We start from the raw sequence: 15570 nt of genomic DNA on the forward strand, positions 1-15570 counted from the left end.
GGGTGGTGTCACACGGCCTGCACACCTTTCTGGAAGGCCATCCCCTGATCCACACCCTGTGGGTGATAAAAAAAGACCAATGGAAACAATGGTCCCGCCTGGAAGACACGGTCAAAGAAATTCTGTCTTTGAAAAAGCAGCTGGGCTGTGTGGGATATGATGTGGCCATTGACCTGTCCGGGCTGTTCCGGTCCGGTGTGATCACCTGGTTTTCCAAAGCCCCGGTCCGGCTGGGATTTGCGGAATCTGATGAAGGCAGTCCGTTTTTTTATACCCACAGGATTCACGGCAGCATGAAAATTCACGCCATTGACCGGTATCTTGAGATCGCCCGGTACATGGGGTGTGAGATCAATACCATTGAATATCCCCTGGCACCGTATGATCCCGCCCCGGACATTTTGCAAACCCTGCCCAAAAAGTATGTGGTCATAGCCCCATCTGCCGGTAAACCGGCCAACCAGTGGCCGGCAGAAAAATTCGGGGAACTGGCATCCCGCCTGTCTTTGCCCAGTGTGGTGATCGCTTCGGGGGGTGAAGCCGGTATTGCCGATACTGTGGTGGCCCATGCCAAGGGAAATGCCATTTCCATTGCCGGGAAAACCGGTCTCAAAGAGCTGATCCCTGTTATCAGCCGGGCCGCGTTTTTTGTATGCAACGACACCGGTCCCATGCACCTGGCCGCCGCCCTGAACATTCCGGTGTTTGCCGTTTTCGGTCCGGCCAACCCGGTACGCACCGGGCCTTATGGAGATATTCACACGGTGATTCAGCTGGATCTGCCCTGTGCCCCCTGTTATGCAAAATATCCCTGCACCCGGTATGATTTCAGGTGCATGAAAGACCTGTCTGTGGATCAGGTGTATGATGCCATTTATCGGAAAACAAAAGCACCATGAAACTGTCTGTGATCGTCACCACCTATAACCGGCCGGATGCGTTGAAAAAAGTGCTGCAAGGCCTGTATGCCCAGACCCGGCTCCCGGATGAGATCCTGGTGGCGGATGATGGCTCCGGCCCTGACACCCGGGTGATGCTGACCGGTTTCAAACATCGGCCCGGCCCGGCTGTTTTTCATGTCTGGCAAAAAGATCTGGGGTTCCGGGCCGCCCGGGCAAGGAACAAAGCCGTTGCCGCCGCGTCAGGAGATTATCTGGTGTTTCTGGATGGCGATTGTATCCCCGGTCCCCATTTCCTGGCTGATCACCTGGCCTTATCGGAGCCTGGGTGTTTTTTTCAGGGGAAACGGGTATTGGTGGATGAAAGCACATCTCCGACGTTTGACATAACCGATTGTCTTTCTTTTGGCCGTCTGCTTTTTTGGGCTCTGGCAGGGCACCTGGGCAATGCCCACCATATTTTTCGAATTCCGTTTTTTCCGGGTCTGAAAAAAAGCCATGGGTTGTCAGGCATCCGAAGTTGTAATATGGGAGTTTTTAAAACTGATGTGGTTGCAGTGAACGGATTCAACCATGATTTTGAGGGATGGGGCCGGGAGGATTCCGAATTTGCCGTCCGGTTGTTCAAACACGGCCTGGTTCGCAAAGATCACCCTTTCCGGGCCGTGTGTTATCATCTGTGGCACCGGGAAAATCTTCGAAACCGGCTTTCGGACAATGATCGTCTGCTTAAAAAAGCCATGGCTGCGGATTCCCATGTATGCAGAAACGGGCTGAACCGCCTGAAAGCACATGGATCATTGTATGATTTAAATTCATCTGATACAGCAGGATGATGTATGGCAAAACTATCGGTTTATATTATCGCTTTTAATGAACAAGACAAAATCCTGGATGCGGTCCAAAGTGTGGCCTGGGCGGATGAAATCATTGTGGCGGACTCCTTCAGCACGGATCGCACCGCAGCCATTGCCCAGGACCTCGGGGCCCGGGTGGTCCAGATTCCGTTCAAAGGATTCGGCGATTTGAGAAATCAGGCCATTTCCGCCTGCACCCATGACTGGATTTTCAGCCTGGATGCGGATGAACGCTGCACCAAGGCGGCCAGAGAGGAAATTTCCCGGATCATCCATGACCCGGAAAGCAAAGATGCCTATTATGTGCCCCGGCGCAACTATTTTATGGGAAAATGGATCCGGCATGGGGGATTTTATCCGGATTTCCGCCAGCCCCAGGTATTCAGAAAAGGAGCGCTTCGGTTTGAAAACGATGCCGTGCACGAGCGGTATGAAGTGATCAGCCAACAGCCCTGCGGCACCTTGAAATCATTTATTCATCAGATTCCGTTTAAAAATCTGGAAGAGATCATCCACAAGGCCAACCGGTATTCGACGCTGGGCGCCCAGAAAATGTATGCAGCAGGCAAAAAACCCGGCATGGCCAGCGCCCTGCTTCACGGGGTATGGGCCGCATTTTCTCTTTATGTGTTGAAACTGGGGTTTCTGGACGGCTGGCCCGGTGTTATCATCGCTTTAGGTAATTTTGAAGGAACGTTTTACAAATATGCAAAATGTCATTTACAGTCAAAGAACCTGGCATCCTTTCTGGATACCGATCTGCCGGAAAATTAACGTATGAAATCAGACAAGTATATGAATCTTTGCCCCATGGGGTGTGACGCGCCTCTGGAACAGACAGATATTGTTTTGACACAGGGATGTCTTCTCAGATGCACGGCCTGCAACCACCTGTTCAGTCAAATCACTGAAGCTGAATACCATGAATCCATGGCTGAATTCGACCGGGCCGAAGGCACCTGGCCTTCCCCGGAAGATGTGGCCAGTCTGGAACACAGTACCAAAAAAACCCTTAGAAATATCCGTCAGGTGACAAAAAAAGACCTGACGCGCCTTAAACTGCTGGATGTGGGCTGTTCCAATGGTGCGTTCATTTTTACAGCCGAACGTCTGGGAATGACCTGTGAGGGGGTTGAACCGGCAAAAAATGCTGCCATTGCCGCACAGCAGGCAGGGTTGAACGTGTTTCACGGATTTCTGGAAGAGATGAGTTTTCCGGAAGCCGCCTATGATGTCATTACCCTGTTTGAGGTGATTGAGCATGTGAAAAATCCGATTGTCTTGTTAACGCAATGCAACCGGGTGTTAAAAAAAGGGGGGATTCTGGTGATCCGGACGGCCAATACCCGGTCCTGGACCGTGCAGGCCATCAAGGGGAAATGGCATTATTTTGATATCCGGCGACATGGGGGGCATATCAGTTTTTTTTGCAGACATTCCATGACCGCGCTGGCAGCAAAAACCGGTTTTGATGTTGTTCGATTCAAAACCCACAGTGTCACGCTGTGTGAAAACACTCACGTGTCCGCCATGCGGTACCGGGGAATGAAAATTATTTCAGAACTGCTCAATTTGCCGGCCAAGCTCACTGAAAGCGGTCAGGAAATGGAAGTCTACCTGCAAAAATCATAACCTCTTGATGGGATTGCATCCGGTTATTTCATCAAAGCGCCGTCATTGTCTGCCCTTTGATGATGAAGCGCGTAAATCCTAAGGATTTTTTTGCCCATGGCATCAATGGTATGATGTTTTTCAACCCGCTCTCTGGCGGTTTTTACCCGTTGCTGCGTGGCATCTTTGTCACTCAAGGTCTGTAAAATCATTTGGGACAGGGCATTGGCATCATCATTACTGAAAAGCAGGCCGGTTTTGCCATGCTGTATGATATCCGGTATTCCGCCGCTGCAGGATCCGATGACCGGACAGGTACAGTACATGGCTTCCAGAAGGGCCTGGGGAACCCCTTCAAACGGGCTGCCGTTTTTATCTTTCGAAGCCAGCACTTTACAGTCAAAAGCCCGGTAAAAGGGCCAGACATCTTTTTTAGGCCCCAGTATATGGATTCTTTTCTCCAATGCCATGTCCCGGGCCATTTTTTTCAGGTATTGAAAATAAGGCTCAGTACTGTCTCCTACGAGCACCAGATGATGCAAAGGGAGGGTGTCGGCAAGTTTTTCAAACGCGTTGAAAAGGGTGACAATGCCTTTGGCTTCTGACACCCGGCCCACAAATCCGATAAACCGGGTATCTGTGCCAAGTCCCAAGTCGTGGATCAGCCGATTTCTTGCGTCATCTTGAAGCACAAGGCTTTGGGGGGGAATAATGCCGCTGGGCATGGAAAATATCTGTTTGTCCGTCAATTTGAAAACCGTTTTCAAATAGCGGGTGGTGTAATCGGCCGTGGTAAAGATATAATTGGCATATTTTTTATAAATCAACCGGTTGTACCAGGATTTTCTGATATGTGCGCTGATATGCCGTGACAGTATCCGGCACCCGATCTTCTCCCGGAAAGCGGCCAGAAGCGCAATGCGGGAATCTTCGTTTCCATGGGTATTGACAATGTCGGGCTGTTCAATGGCAAACACATGTCTGAGAAATTTGTAATCGGTAACCATTTGTAATTTTTTGAAATCAACCCCATAGGTTTTAAACCCGTGTTGTTTGGATTGAAGATACAGCGGCGTGTTTTTCGGCGCTGCAATCAGCACCTGCTGGCCGTTTTCCCGCATCCACACCGATTCGTTGAAAATTCGTTTTTCCAGCCCGCCCCACTGGGTATGGCAGGTGGTGTGAATGATTTTATAATGGGAATTCATGCGTTGGATATTCCTGTCAGCAGGTGTTCCACCCGGACAATATCCTCGGGCAGATCGATCTCAGGTGAATCAAACCGGGTTACCGCCACCTTAATGGAATAGCCGTGTTCCAAAGCCCGCAGCTGCTCCAGTTTTTCCACGGCTTCGCACCGGCCCGTGGGCAGGGTGACAAACCGGTCCAGAAACGATTTTTTATAGGCGTAAAATCCTAAGTGCTTGTAGTAATCGGTTTCTGTGCCCGCATCTCTGGGAAACGGGATCTGGGCCCGGGAAAAATACAAGGCATTTCCCGTGGCGTCAAAGATGACCTTGACATCCTTGGGATCGGTGATCTCTCTGGGGTTTTGGATTTTAAAGGCCAGCGTGGACATTGCCACGTCCGGGTCCTTGTCAAACGGGGAGATCAGGTCATCTAAGGACCGGGGGTCGAACACGGGCTGGTCCCCCTGGATATTGATGATAATGTCATCCGGACCCAGTTTGAGGATGTTGGCGGTCTCCGCCACCCGGTCGGTACCGGACCGGCAGGTGTCCGATGTCATGACGGCATTGCCGCCGAACGCTTCTACCGCCGCAACAATGCGAAGGTCATCCGTGGCCACCCAGACATCGGTCACCGCAACAGATTTTTGGGCCTGTTCATATACCCGCTGGATCATGGGCCGGCCGGCAATGGGGACAAGGGGTTTTCCCTGAAGCCGGCTGGAGCCGTATCGGGAAGGGATGATGGCAATGGGCATTGGGGTTTAATCCCTTACATTTTTAAAAACAGAGACCGTGCCTTGTCTCTGGTCATGATCGTCTGCCAGTCTTTTCCCAGACAGTTTTCCCACAGCGGGGCCAGGCCTAAAGCCACATCGATCATGGTGTTCATCTGTGCGTCATCCAGGTCTTTTGTGACCTGCCTGGGGATATCCACCCCGGTTTTTTCCATCATGACACGGAATTCTTTCACCCCGTCGGGATAGTATTCCTCCAAAGCGTCGAATGCGATGCAGCATCCCACCCCGTGGTGAATTCCCAGAAGAAAGGAAAGCCCGTAAGACAGGGCATGGCAGGCCCCCACCTGGGAATAGGCAATGCTCATGCCCCCGAAAAACGAAGCCATCATCAGTTTGTCCGCCGCATCCGGATGATTTTCCAGAAACACCTGACGGCACAGATCCAGGGATTTTTCCCCATAGGCTTTGGAGAATTCGTTCAGATAGGTGCCGGCCAGGGATTCGATGCAGTGGATATAACAGTCCATGCCGGTGTAAAAATACTGGTCTTTGGGGACCCCGGCCGTAAGTTCCGGGTCCAGGACCACCTGGTCAAACACCGTGTAATCAGAGTTCAACCCCAGTTTTTTTTCAGGCCCGGTGAGCACGGTGGTGCGGGACACTTCGGCCCCGGTGCCCGACAGGGTCGGCACGGCCGCATGGTACACGGCCGGATGTTTGATCAAATCCCATCCCTGGTATTCGGTGGCGGATCCCGGATTGGTGAGCATCAAAGAAATGGCCTTGGCCAGGTCCATGGTGGCGCCACCGCCCATGCCCACCACCGCACAGGGCAGGGTGGGCCGGGCTGTTTTTACCTGTTGGGTGAGCTGGTCCACATACTGGGTTTTGGGTTCGTCATCCACATTGATATACAGAAGCAGATCGTTGTCATGCAAAGGGATGCGCGAAGCCAGAGCGGTCCCGGTAAATACATCGTCGGTGACAAACACCACCCAGTCTTTCAGGGTGGTGCGCTGGGGCGACAGGATTTCATCGAGCTGGCTGAAACAGCCCCGGCCGAAGATCACCCGGGGCACCAGTTTAAAATTTCTAAACATTTGTTTCCTTATATTGTTTGTGTCAGATATTTGTTAATGCTTTTTCAATGGCGGCCACGCGTTTTTCCAGGTCCGGGTCTGTCCAGGACAGCATGATCTGCATGGACAGGGTACGTTTCATGACAGCATCGGATTCCGGCAAATTGACCTGGGTGTAATCAGGCAGGTTGCCGCATAATTGAGCAGGCATGGGCGCTGCGCCGGCCATCTGTTTCAGATGGTGCCATTTTTTGAAATAATGCCAGTTGTTGTCATACCAGTAAGGGCAGGGAACGTTGTTGGCTGCCAGATTTTCAGCGGCCCGGCGTGCTTTATCTTCTGTGGGCAGCATAAAACTTAAAAATGTGGCAGAATCCCCGGACGGATCCGGCAGATGCCGGAACGTAATCCCGGGCAGATTCTTCATGGCATGCTTGAGGATCTGTTTGTTTCTCCGCTGAATCGTTAAAATCTGATCCAGTTTTCTGAGCTGGGCCAGACCTACGGCGGCATTGAGTTCCGAGATGCGGTAGTTGGTCCCTAAAATAGGATGATCATCCGCGCCCCGGTCCGGTCCGCCCAGATGATCATGGCCGTGATCCGCATACTGGTGGCAGATGTCATAAACAGTTTGATCATCCGTGATCACGGCCCCGCCTTCCCCGCAGGTCACGGTTTTGACCGCATCAAAGGAAAAACATCCGGCTTTGCCGAAACAGCCCAGGTGTTTTCCCTGAAATGTGGCACCCAGGGACTGGCAGGCATCCTCCAGCAGGATCAGACCGTTGCGGTCGCAGAATTTTTTGATTTCATCGATGCGGGCCATGGCACCGCACATATGGACCGGGACCACCGCCTTGGTTTTCGGGGTCAGAACCGCATCCAGCCGGTCCGGGTTCAGGCACAGGGTGTCATCGATTTCTCCGAACACCGGCACGGCCCCGGCCTGAAGCACAGCTTCAAATGTGGCCACAAACGTGAAGGGCGGCACAATCACCTCATCTTTTGCCCCGATGCCGCAGGCAGCCATGGCCGTGGACAGGGCCGCCGTGCCGCTGGAACACAGGTGGCTGTGGGCCGATCCGGTGATATCACACAATGTTTTTTCAAATTTCAGGGCTTTGTAGTGGCCGTTTCTGGCCCCATCAAACCCGTAACGCATCAGAACGCCGGTGGACAGCACATCGGTCACTTCTTTTCTTTCTTTGTCACCGAACAGTTCAAATCCGGGCATGGCAGACTCCTATCATGTCATTTAGACATCTGACTGAAATAATCAAATAAAGCATATCTATCACATCCCTGGCCCAAGTTTCAAGCATCGTTCATCAATTCCGGCAGTGAAAAGCCATTGACCTGTGATCACAGCCCCGCTTATAATGACCCGTCAAATCATGCCGTGTTCAAAAAAAAGCAGCAAAAACATAGGTGAAACAGCGTGTGTCAGCCATTGTCATTATATATTCATGTGCCTTTTTGCAAAAGAAAATGCCCGTATTGTGACTTTTTTTCAGTGACGGACCCATCCCTGATCCCGGCATATGTGGCCGGGGTGTGCAAAGAGATCCGGATCTGGTCTGACATGACAACCGACCGGGTTCAGGCCCCTTTGCACACCCTTTACCTGGGGGGCGGGACCCCGTCTGTGCTGTCCGTGGCCCAGGCGGCCCGGATTCTGGAAACCGTGCATCAGGCATTTGGGGTGACACCGGATGCGGAAATCACCATGGAGGTGAATCCAGGGACAGTGGATGCCGCATATCTGTCTGGTATCAGGCAATTGGGAATCAACCGCCTCAGCATTGGGGCCCAGTCGTTTGATCCGGCCAAACTGTCGTTTCTGTCCCGGATCCATACCAGGGATCAGGTGTTTGAGACCCTGTCCGGGGCGGCCCGGGCCGGATTTTCCAATATCGGGCTGGATTTGATGTATGCGCTGCCCCAAGAAACTGCAGATGTGTGGCAGACGGATCTGGACACGGCCCTGGCATTGCAGCTGCCGCACCTGTCCTGCTATATGCTGACCCTGGAGCCGGGCACCCCTTTTTACGGGCAGTATCAAAGCGGGCAATTCAGCCCCTGTGATCCGGACCGTCGTACCGATTTTTTTGTCCACACCTCCCGGGTGCTGGAACATGCCGGATATGCGCATTATGAAGTGTCCAACTTTGCCAGAAACAGCGCGTTCCGATCCGTTCACAACACCCATTACTGGGAACGGGGGGCATATCTGGGAGTCGGCCCGTCGGCCCATTCGTTTGTGCCCGACGGGCTGTCAGGCACTGTCGCACAAAAATATGGTGTCAAATCCGGTCCGGTCCGTGCCTGGAACAAGACGGATATTCAGGATTGGCTGGATCATGTGACCGCCGGGCGCCTGCCCTGGGCAGATTACGAAATTCTGAGTCCGGCCCAGGAAAAAATGGAACAGATCATGCTGGGACTGCGGACAGACATGGGGGTGGATATCAATGGCCTTCACCCGGAAATTCAGGTCCTGATGGACCGGCTGGCCGACCAGGGGTCCGGTGTTTTCTTTAACCATTCCAGAGAAGGTTTCAGTGCCCGGCATTTCAGGTTGACCCGTTCCGGGCTGACTTGTCTGGACGGTATTGTGGATGCCATCATCCGGAAGATCACATGACAGGCTTATGATTTTTTTCGCAGCTGCCGGGTATCCCCCACCCGGATGGTCAGGTGAATGGCATCAAAATACTCGATCAAAGGGATGACAAATTTGCGGGATATGCCGGTCATGTCTTTGAACTCCGGGGTGGTGATGGATTCGTTATTTTTCAGAAATGTCACCAGCTCCGCTTCCAGCCGGGCCATCGCTTGTGCATCAAAATACAGGTCATCTTTTGTTTTGATGATCTGTTTTTCATCGATCAGCATCTGAAGCACATCCATGGCGGTTTTTTTGTCCAGATCCAGGTCCTGACACACGGTCCGGAAAAAAGGCGGGGTCAGGCCGGCGGATCGGTAGATGCTTAGAATATCTTTTTTGATCTGGTGCTGATCCACCTGCAATGCCACTTTAAAATCCGCCAGTTTCACCAGGTTTTTGTCCTGGATGACCGCATTTTCTTTTTCAAGGCGGGAAAACAGGATGTTGAAAAATCTGGGATCCTTGATGTAGCGGAACTTGGATTTCAGCTCCTGGGTGGGCATGCCTTCCTTCAAAGGATTGGCGGTATGGTAGTGCTGGATTTTCTCCAGCACCTTTTTTTTGAAGTCATCAAAAAACGCCCCGCTGACAAATGTCTGTTTTTCCTTGTCCGTCTGGATGACCGCCTGCTGGGCCAGCAGTTTCTGAAGGGTGGTAGACAGTTTTTTGTCAGACAGGTTGGTCATGATCCGCAGATCATTGAAACTCAAACCCTTGTATCCGTTCAAAGACAGAAAAAACAGAATGGTCTGCTCAGGATCATCTGCTGCCAGACCGGTTAGGCCCTGTATGACGGCGGCATCCATGTGCCGGTATTTTCTGGCCACAGGATTGAGAATAACCCCGCCGCCAATGGTTTTGACGGGTGAATAACTCCGGATCACATACCGGTCATCCTTGATGCAGCACACCGGAGATTCCAGCCGGAACTGCACCAGCGCGTCCTCGCCGGGCAGCAGTTCATCTCGGTCAAGCAGGACCATATATCCTAAAATTTCACTGGTGCCGGAGTGGAACCGGACCCGGGTCCGGACTTTGGCCGGTTTGGCATTGGATTTCAGATAATGAAATCCTGCATCCACCATATAGCTTTCAATTAAAGTGTCCGGGGTAGAAAGTATATCGCCCCGGTCGACCGATTCCTTGTCCAGTCCCTGGAAATTGATGGCCGTGCGCGTGCCGGGGCCAGCTTCATTCACGCTGCTGGAATGCACCTGAATTCCCCGGACTTTGGAGACGATCCGTTTGGGATAAACCATGATGTCTTCCCCCACCCGGATCTGGCCGGAAGTCAGGGTGCCGGTGATCACGGTGCCGAATCCTTTCATGCTGAACACCCGGTCCACGGGCAGCCGGAAAATGGAGGAAAATCTGCGTTCCGGCAGCTGCCGGCAGATCTTTTCCAGGGCCGCCAGAAAATCATCCAACCCCTGACCTGTGGCCGAAGACACGGGAATGACGGGCTGGTCTTCCAGAAACGTGCCGTCCACAAAATCCTGAATATCTTCCAGGGCCAGTTCCAGCAGATCCTCATCCACCAGATCGGTCTTGGTCAATGCGATCAGCCCGTGTTCAATGCCCATGAGGTGACAGATCTCCATGTGCTCCCGGGTCTGGGGCATCACGCCTTCGTCCGCCGCAATGACCATGGTGACCACATCGATCCCGGAAGACCCGGCCACCATATTTTTCACGAATTTTTCATGGCCGGGCATGTCCACAATCCCGATATGGGTGCCCCCGGGCAAATCCAGAAAGGCAAACCCAAGTTCAATGGTGATGCCCCGCTGTTTTTCTTCTTTGAGACGGTCGGTTTCAATGCCGGTGAGCGCCTTGACCAGGCTGGTCTTGCCGTGATCGATGTGGCCGGCTGTGCCGAGTATGATGTTTTCCACTAAAGCGATCCTTTTTTACCGGCTTTGGAAGTTTTAAAATACCGCATGGCATAGGCCAGGGCCACCAGCACCAGACCGGTGATAACCCCATGAAACAGCCCCCATTCCGGCCGGAAAACCCGGATCAGAAGAATGCCGAACACCAGTCCGAGAATGAGCCGGATCACAAAGATGAGCAATGTATTCATGCCGTTCCTTATTTATATATTGTTTGTATGGTTTCAATATTTTTGTATCCAAAGATAATAGTCAAACAACCGTGCCAGGTCAATGTTTAATGTCACCCCCTTTTTTCAGCGGGATTTGTTAAAAAACTATTGAAAAAAAAATTCAATTCAGATATATTATGAAGGTTTTTTGCGGTGGGTGTAGCTCAGTTGGTAGAGCACCAGGTTGTGGCCCTGGTGGTCGCGGGTTCAAGTCCCGTCACTCACCCCATTTCTTTTCTTCTCTGTATTCTTCCATTTTAGATATTTTGTTTTTATTTGTTGGGTGAATTGGGCATTAGATAATGATGCGATCAGTCTGTCTCCCTCACAACAAAGGCATGTTCGGCATGTATGCAAGAATTCGCTGCTGTCTTTTTTTAACGTATGGGGTGGGATTTACAGGGGACCATTTGTGGGGGCTGGGCAGGACGGCTGCCATCAAAGCAGCCTGGTCCCGGGTCAGGCCCGCCGCTGTGGTTTTGAAATAGCGATGGGCTCCGGCCTGGGCACCCACAATACCCGTGCCCCAGTCCACGGTATTCAGATACATTTCCAGAATTCGCGATTTGTCCCATATCAGTTCCATGAACAGGGTGTACCAGGCTTCCCCCAGTTTTCTTACAAAATTTCGTGTGGCCGGCATAAACACGGACCGGGCCGCCTGCATGGTAATGGTACTGGCGCCTCTGGGCGGTTTTCCTTCCATTGCCTGGGTCAAAACGATTTTAATCTCCTGGAAATCAAATCCATGGTGGGTGAGAAAGCGCTGGTCTTCCGCGGCAATGACCGCTTGTTTCAAATGAGGCGAAATGTCTGACAGATTCCGCCATTCATAGGCCGGTACCACATAGGGCGCATCAAACCACTGATGGCGCAGCCGCTCCCATACCATGTTGACGGTAAACGGCGGGTTGACATATTTGAATACCGCCACCTGGAGCAGGGTCAGACTGACCAGGACCAGAAAAAATTTGACCAGGGTTTTGAACACCCATGCAGCAATGGCGTGGCGTTGTGTTTTCTTTTTCATGGGTTTCCTTTTTGTCCGGAATCGTATCGGCAATTCGGGTGGTTGTCAATCCGGTTTGTCCATGATATAGACCCTTTATGAACCAGAAGATCTCATAATTGGAAGGATCAGAGGCAACAAACGTCTTATGACATATAATTTCGATCCGGACAAATGGTATGATGATGAATTGTTCATCATTGACACAAAGTTCAAGCAAGGGACAATGGACCCAAAAGCCTATGACCGGGCCGTGGCGGAACTGGACCGGCAACTGGCTGATATGTGGCGCCGGCTGGACGGGACCTATCAGGTGGGAAAGGATTGATCCTGTCCCGGTATTGGGAATCTTGCGAAGTTTGTGTAACTGTGTTATTCATGATCCGTTTTGTAATCTGTGCGCCCGTAGCTCAGCTGGATAGAGCATTGGACTTCGAATCCAAGGGTCGGGGGTTCGAATCCCTCCGGGCGTGCCACATTCATTGAGACTTCAGGAGGAAAACATGGCGCATCAGAAAAAAAAGACCTCCCCGGCCTGTGCGGCCTGTGATATTTCCGTGCCGCATAAGATCTGTTTTACAGATCAGGGTAAAGGCCCGAAAGGGTGCCCGACGGTGGCGTATCCATCGGTTCTGGAAACAGCCAATCAAGCCTATGCGGAATCGGATGTGAATCGGTTCGCCCATATGGCATCGGTGCAGGAGGCTCACTGTTATGCCAATCGGGATCAGAAACCCTATGTGATGCAGCCGTGCAAAACCCGGATTGTGGAGACGTGTGAATTTGCGAAAAAAATGGGATATCAACGGCTTGGGCTGGCATTCTGCCTGGGGCTGGCCAGTGAGGCCGGCACGGTGGGGGAAATTTTTTCCGATCATGGGTTTGAGGTGGTGTCTGTTTGCTGTAAAGCCGGGAGGTCGTCTAAAGACCTGATCGGCATTGAAGAGGAAGACAAGATTTTCAGAGGAACAGACGAATCCATGTGCAATCCTGTTTTTCAGGCCATGCTGCTGAACCGGGAAAACGTGGATTTCAATATTCTTTTGGGGTTGTGCGTGGGTCATGATTCCCTGTTTTTCAAGTATACGAATGTGCCTACCACCGTGCTGGCGGTCAAGGACCGGGTCACCGGACACAACCCTCTGGCCGCTGTTTACCAGGCCGATTCCTATTATCGGAAAATCCGCCATCCTGATTTATGAAAATTCTTCTCACCAATGATGACGGGTATCAGGCAGTAGGTATTCAGTCGCTGTTTAAGGTACTGGGTCAAAAACACCAGGTGGTCATGGTGGCACCGGACCGGGAAAGAAGCGCGGTGAGTCACAGTATCACCCTGCATCATCCGGTGCGGATGCACAGAATCGAATCCGGCCGCCAAAAAAAAATTTATGCCGTGGACGGCACCCCGGCCGATTGTGTCAAGCTCGGGCTGGCTGAATGTTTCAAAACCCCGCCGGACTGGGTGATTGCCGGAATCAATCCCGGAAGCAATATCGGCATTGACATCAACTATTCCGGAACGGTTGGCGCTGCCCGGGAAGGGGCTCTGAACGGAATTTCCGGGCTGGCCGCCTCCATCAAGCTGGATCAGGTCATGGATTATGATAACCTGGCCCGGTATGTGATGCATATGGTTGAGGCCATCGGTGAAAAAGGCCTGCCATCCGGCACGTTCCTGAATGTCAATGCACCGGGAATCGCTTTTTCACAAATTCAGGGGATTAGAATCACCCGCCAGGCGTTGAACAATCTGTCCAGCCGGTTTGAAAAAAGGCAGGATCCCAAACAGCGCAACTATTACTGGTATGGCACTCAGGAGCCGGTATCCGGAAAACCGGATACCGATGTCAATGCTGTTTTGCAGAATTGCCTTTCCATTACCCCGATTCAGTGTGATCTCACGGATTACAAAACCCTGGCCCAGATGCCCAAATTCTCCATTGACTGAAGTTATCATTTGCAGGAGTCCATAAGTGAACCGGATACTTGAAATGGTCATGCAGTATCCGTCGGTGCTGGCCGGGGTGACCATTGTATCTGTGGCTGGGTTTATTTTCAGTATTTTGGGGGTTTCCTGGCTGGTTTCCTGGCTGCCGTCCAATTATTTTATGCTGTTTGACAATCCGACATCCCGGCCCAGGTTGTTTCGACCCCGGGTGCAGATCGTCAAAAATATGGCAGGAGCCGTATTGGTCTGTTTAGGCCTGGTGATGTTGATTGTGCCTGGCCAGGGCCTGTTGACCCTGTTTCTGGGGCTGGTGCTCATGAATTTTCCAGGGAAAAGAAAGGTGATCCGGTTTCTGATCCGCCTGAAAACCATACAGACCTCTTTAAACTGGATACGCAGAAAAAAAGGGCGGCCGCCTTTTGTTTTCCCGATTTTCAAGAACAGATAACTCTGGTTTTTTATCTTATTTGCGCAAGATTGTCAGCATGTCCTTGAAAGATGCCGGAACCTGAGCATCCGGGGTGATCACCGCGTCTTTTAAAGAAGTCCGGCAGCTGCAATCTGCCGGTGGCGGCTCAGATACCATCAGCAACCGCAGCAGATCCTGGACAGACTCAATGCTCTGACTGTAAAGGGCCAGCACCGATGCCAGACTGGCATGGTGGGACGGATCCTCCTTCCAGCAGTCATAATCGGTGACAATGCAGATCGCGGCATAGCAGATCTGGGCCTCTTTTGCCAGAAACGCCTCCGGCACATTGGTCATGCCCACCAAATCGCATCCGGCCAGGCGCAGAAAATGGCTTTCCGCTTTGGTGCCCAGGCGGGGGCCTTCCACACAGGCATAGGTTTTGCCGAAATGAAAGGTCAGCTCCATTTCTTCGGCATGGTCTGCCATCCATCGGTTCAGGCGGGTGCATACCGGTTCAGCCGTAGAGATGTGGGCTGACAGTCCGCTGCCGAAAAAGCTGGACTGCCGCCTGCCTCGGGTCCAGTCAAAATACTGGGACGGAAAAACGATGTCACCGGGATGGATATCTTCCTGAAGGCTTCCGGTGGCAGACACACTGATGATCCGGGTGGCCCCCAGCTTTTTGAGCGCGAAAATGTTGGCCGGATAATTGATTTCATGGGGCAGCCGTTCATGGTTTTTGCCATGACGGGGAAGAAACAGCATTTTTGTGTTCTGATATGCGGCTTTGACAATCGGCGCAGAAGGGGATCCGAACGGGGTGTCGGTCTGCAATGTTTCAATGGTTTCAAGCCCTTGGATATGATAAAGCCCGGTGCCGCCGATAATTGCAAGCATCTTGTATGCGTTCCTCAAAATAGGGTTAATTTGAATTTTCAGTACAGGCACATACCATTAAACCGGGTAAATATCAAAATTAAAATTCAATCTTGAAGATTTTTTGGCATTCATGGTTGATCTGGCTTTGTAAAAAATATAAGTCTGACAGCT

At 51.8% G+C, this 15570-nt stretch carries 17 protein-coding genes and 2 tRNA genes; 11 read left to right on the forward strand and 8 right to left on the reverse strand.

Annotated elements, in window-relative coordinates; translation table 11 throughout:
- Positions 1–2: 2 nt before the first annotated feature.
- From K365_RS0107210 to K365_RS26395, 4 genes are read left to right on the forward strand one after another with little or no spacing between them, the layout of a single operon-like run.
- Positions 3–899: a glycosyltransferase family 9 protein gene (locus K365_RS0107210; RefSeq protein ID WP_245569143.1), complete on the forward strand. Its 897-nt coding sequence runs from the start codon at positions 3–5 to the stop codon at positions 897–899.
- Positions 896–1735 (forward strand): glycosyltransferase family 2 protein, encoded by an 840-nt coding sequence (locus K365_RS0107215; protein WP_024334044.1) that lies wholly within the window; start codon positions 896–898, stop codon positions 1733–1735. The genes K365_RS0107210 and K365_RS0107215 overlap by 4 nt, the downstream gene beginning before the upstream one ends.
- 3 nt (positions 1736–1738) lie before the next feature.
- Entirely contained in the window at positions 1739–2530 is a 792-nt protein-coding gene (locus K365_RS0107220) for a glycosyltransferase family 2 protein (protein ID WP_024334045.1), read from the forward strand.
- 3 nt (positions 2531–2533) lie between these two features.
- The gene (locus K365_RS26395) at positions 2534–3388 is read left to right on the forward strand and encodes a class I SAM-dependent methyltransferase (protein ID WP_024334046.1); all 855 of its coding nucleotides are present in this window, start codon (positions 2534–2536) and stop codon (positions 3386–3388) included.
- A gap of 23 nt (positions 3389–3411) precedes the next feature.
- On the opposite strand, the gene K365_RS0107230 is transcribed toward K365_RS26395, so the two are convergent.
- From K365_RS0107230 to K365_RS0107245, 4 genes are read right to left on the reverse strand one after another with little or no spacing between them, the layout of a single operon-like run.
- The gene (locus tag K365_RS0107230; protein WP_024334047.1) at positions 3412–4575 is read right to left on the reverse strand and encodes a glycosyltransferase family 4 protein; all 1164 of its coding nucleotides are present in this window, start codon (positions 4573–4575) and stop codon (positions 3412–3414) included.
- On the reverse strand, positions 4572–5315 hold the full coding sequence (kdsB, locus tag K365_RS0107235; protein WP_024334048.1) for a 3-deoxy-manno-octulosonate cytidylyltransferase: 744 nt from the start codon (positions 5313–5315) through the stop codon (positions 4572–4574). Before kdsB ends, K365_RS0107230 begins: the two co-directional genes overlap by 4 nt.
- Positions 5316–5329: 14 nt before the next feature.
- Positions 5330–6397 (reverse strand): iron-containing alcohol dehydrogenase family protein, encoded by a 1068-nt coding sequence (locus K365_RS0107240; protein ID WP_024334049.1) that lies wholly within the window; start codon positions 6395–6397, stop codon positions 5330–5332.
- 22 nt (positions 6398–6419) lie between these two features.
- Positions 6420–7610 carry a DegT/DnrJ/EryC1/StrS family aminotransferase gene (locus K365_RS0107245; RefSeq protein ID WP_024334050.1) on the reverse strand — a complete coding sequence of 397 codons (1191 nt, stop codon included), beginning with the start codon at positions 7608–7610 and terminating at the stop codon, positions 6420–6422.
- Between the two features lie 204 nt (positions 7611–7814).
- Here K365_RS0107245 and hemW point away from each other — a divergent pair, with 204 nt between their 5' ends.
- Positions 7815–9020, forward strand: coding sequence for a radical SAM family heme chaperone HemW (gene hemW / locus K365_RS0107250; RefSeq protein WP_024334051.1), 1206 nt, complete (start codon positions 7815–7817; stop codon positions 9018–9020).
- 5 nt (positions 9021–9025) lie between these two features.
- Here hemW and selB read toward each other — a convergent pair whose 3' ends face one another.
- Both selB and K365_RS0107260 read right to left on the reverse strand, forming a co-directional pair.
- Positions 9026–10939 carry a selenocysteine-specific translation elongation factor gene (gene selB / locus K365_RS0107255; protein ID WP_024334052.1) on the reverse strand — a complete coding sequence of 638 codons (1914 nt, stop codon included), beginning with the start codon at positions 10937–10939 and terminating at the stop codon, positions 9026–9028.
- Positions 10939–11127 carry a hypothetical protein gene (locus K365_RS0107260; RefSeq protein WP_024334053.1) on the reverse strand — a complete coding sequence of 63 codons (189 nt, stop codon included), beginning with the start codon at positions 11125–11127 and terminating at the stop codon, positions 10939–10941. The genes selB and K365_RS0107260 overlap by 1 nt, the downstream gene beginning before the upstream one ends.
- Positions 11128–11301: 174 nt before the next feature.
- Between K365_RS0107260 and K365_RS0107265 the strand changes: the two genes are divergently transcribed.
- A tRNA-His gene (locus tag K365_RS0107265) sits at positions 11302–11377 on the forward strand.
- A 96-nt stretch (positions 11378–11473) separates the two neighbouring features.
- Here the strand turns inward: K365_RS0107265 and mtgA are convergent.
- On the reverse strand, positions 11474–12178 hold the full coding sequence (gene mtgA, locus K365_RS0107270; protein WP_034624851.1) for a monofunctional biosynthetic peptidoglycan transglycosylase: 705 nt from the start codon (positions 12176–12178) through the stop codon (positions 11474–11476).
- Between the two features lie 127 nt (positions 12179–12305).
- Between mtgA and K365_RS0107275 the strand changes: the two genes are divergently transcribed.
- The 5 genes from K365_RS0107275 to K365_RS0107295 all read left to right on the forward strand — a co-directional run bounded on the left by K365_RS0107275 (position 12306) and on the right by K365_RS0107295 (position 14556).
- Positions 12306–12485, forward strand: a complete 180-nt coding sequence (locus K365_RS0107275) for a hypothetical protein (protein ID WP_024334055.1) — start codon at positions 12306–12308, stop codon at positions 12483–12485.
- Positions 12486–12556: 71 nt separating this feature from the next.
- Positions 12557–12633 (forward strand) — tRNA-Arg (locus tag K365_RS0107280).
- Between the two features lie 27 nt (positions 12634–12660).
- Positions 12661–13359: a DUF1847 domain-containing protein gene (locus K365_RS0107285; protein WP_024334056.1), complete on the forward strand. Its 699-nt coding sequence runs from the start codon at positions 12661–12663 to the stop codon at positions 13357–13359.
- The gene (gene surE / locus K365_RS0107290; RefSeq protein WP_024334057.1) at positions 13356–14108 is read left to right on the forward strand and encodes a 5'/3'-nucleotidase SurE; all 753 of its coding nucleotides are present in this window, start codon (positions 13356–13358) and stop codon (positions 14106–14108) included. Before K365_RS0107285 ends, surE begins: the two co-directional genes overlap by 4 nt.
- 25 nt (positions 14109–14133) lie before the next feature.
- Positions 14134–14556 (forward strand): PGPGW domain-containing protein, encoded by a 423-nt coding sequence (locus K365_RS0107295; protein ID WP_006965846.1) that lies wholly within the window; start codon positions 14134–14136, stop codon positions 14554–14556.
- Between the two features lie 15 nt (positions 14557–14571).
- On the opposite strand, the gene K365_RS0107300 is transcribed toward K365_RS0107295, so the two are convergent.
- A complete protein-coding gene (locus K365_RS0107300; RefSeq protein ID WP_024334058.1) occupies positions 14572–15417 on the reverse strand; it encodes an MTAP family purine nucleoside phosphorylase in 846 nt (281 codons plus the stop codon).
- Between the last annotated feature and the right edge of the window lie 153 nt (positions 15418–15570).

Source organism: Desulfotignum balticum DSM 7044 (genome assembly GCF_000421285.1).
Classification (GTDB): Bacteria; Desulfobacterota; Desulfobacteria; order Desulfobacterales; family Desulfobacteraceae; genus Desulfotignum; species Desulfotignum balticum.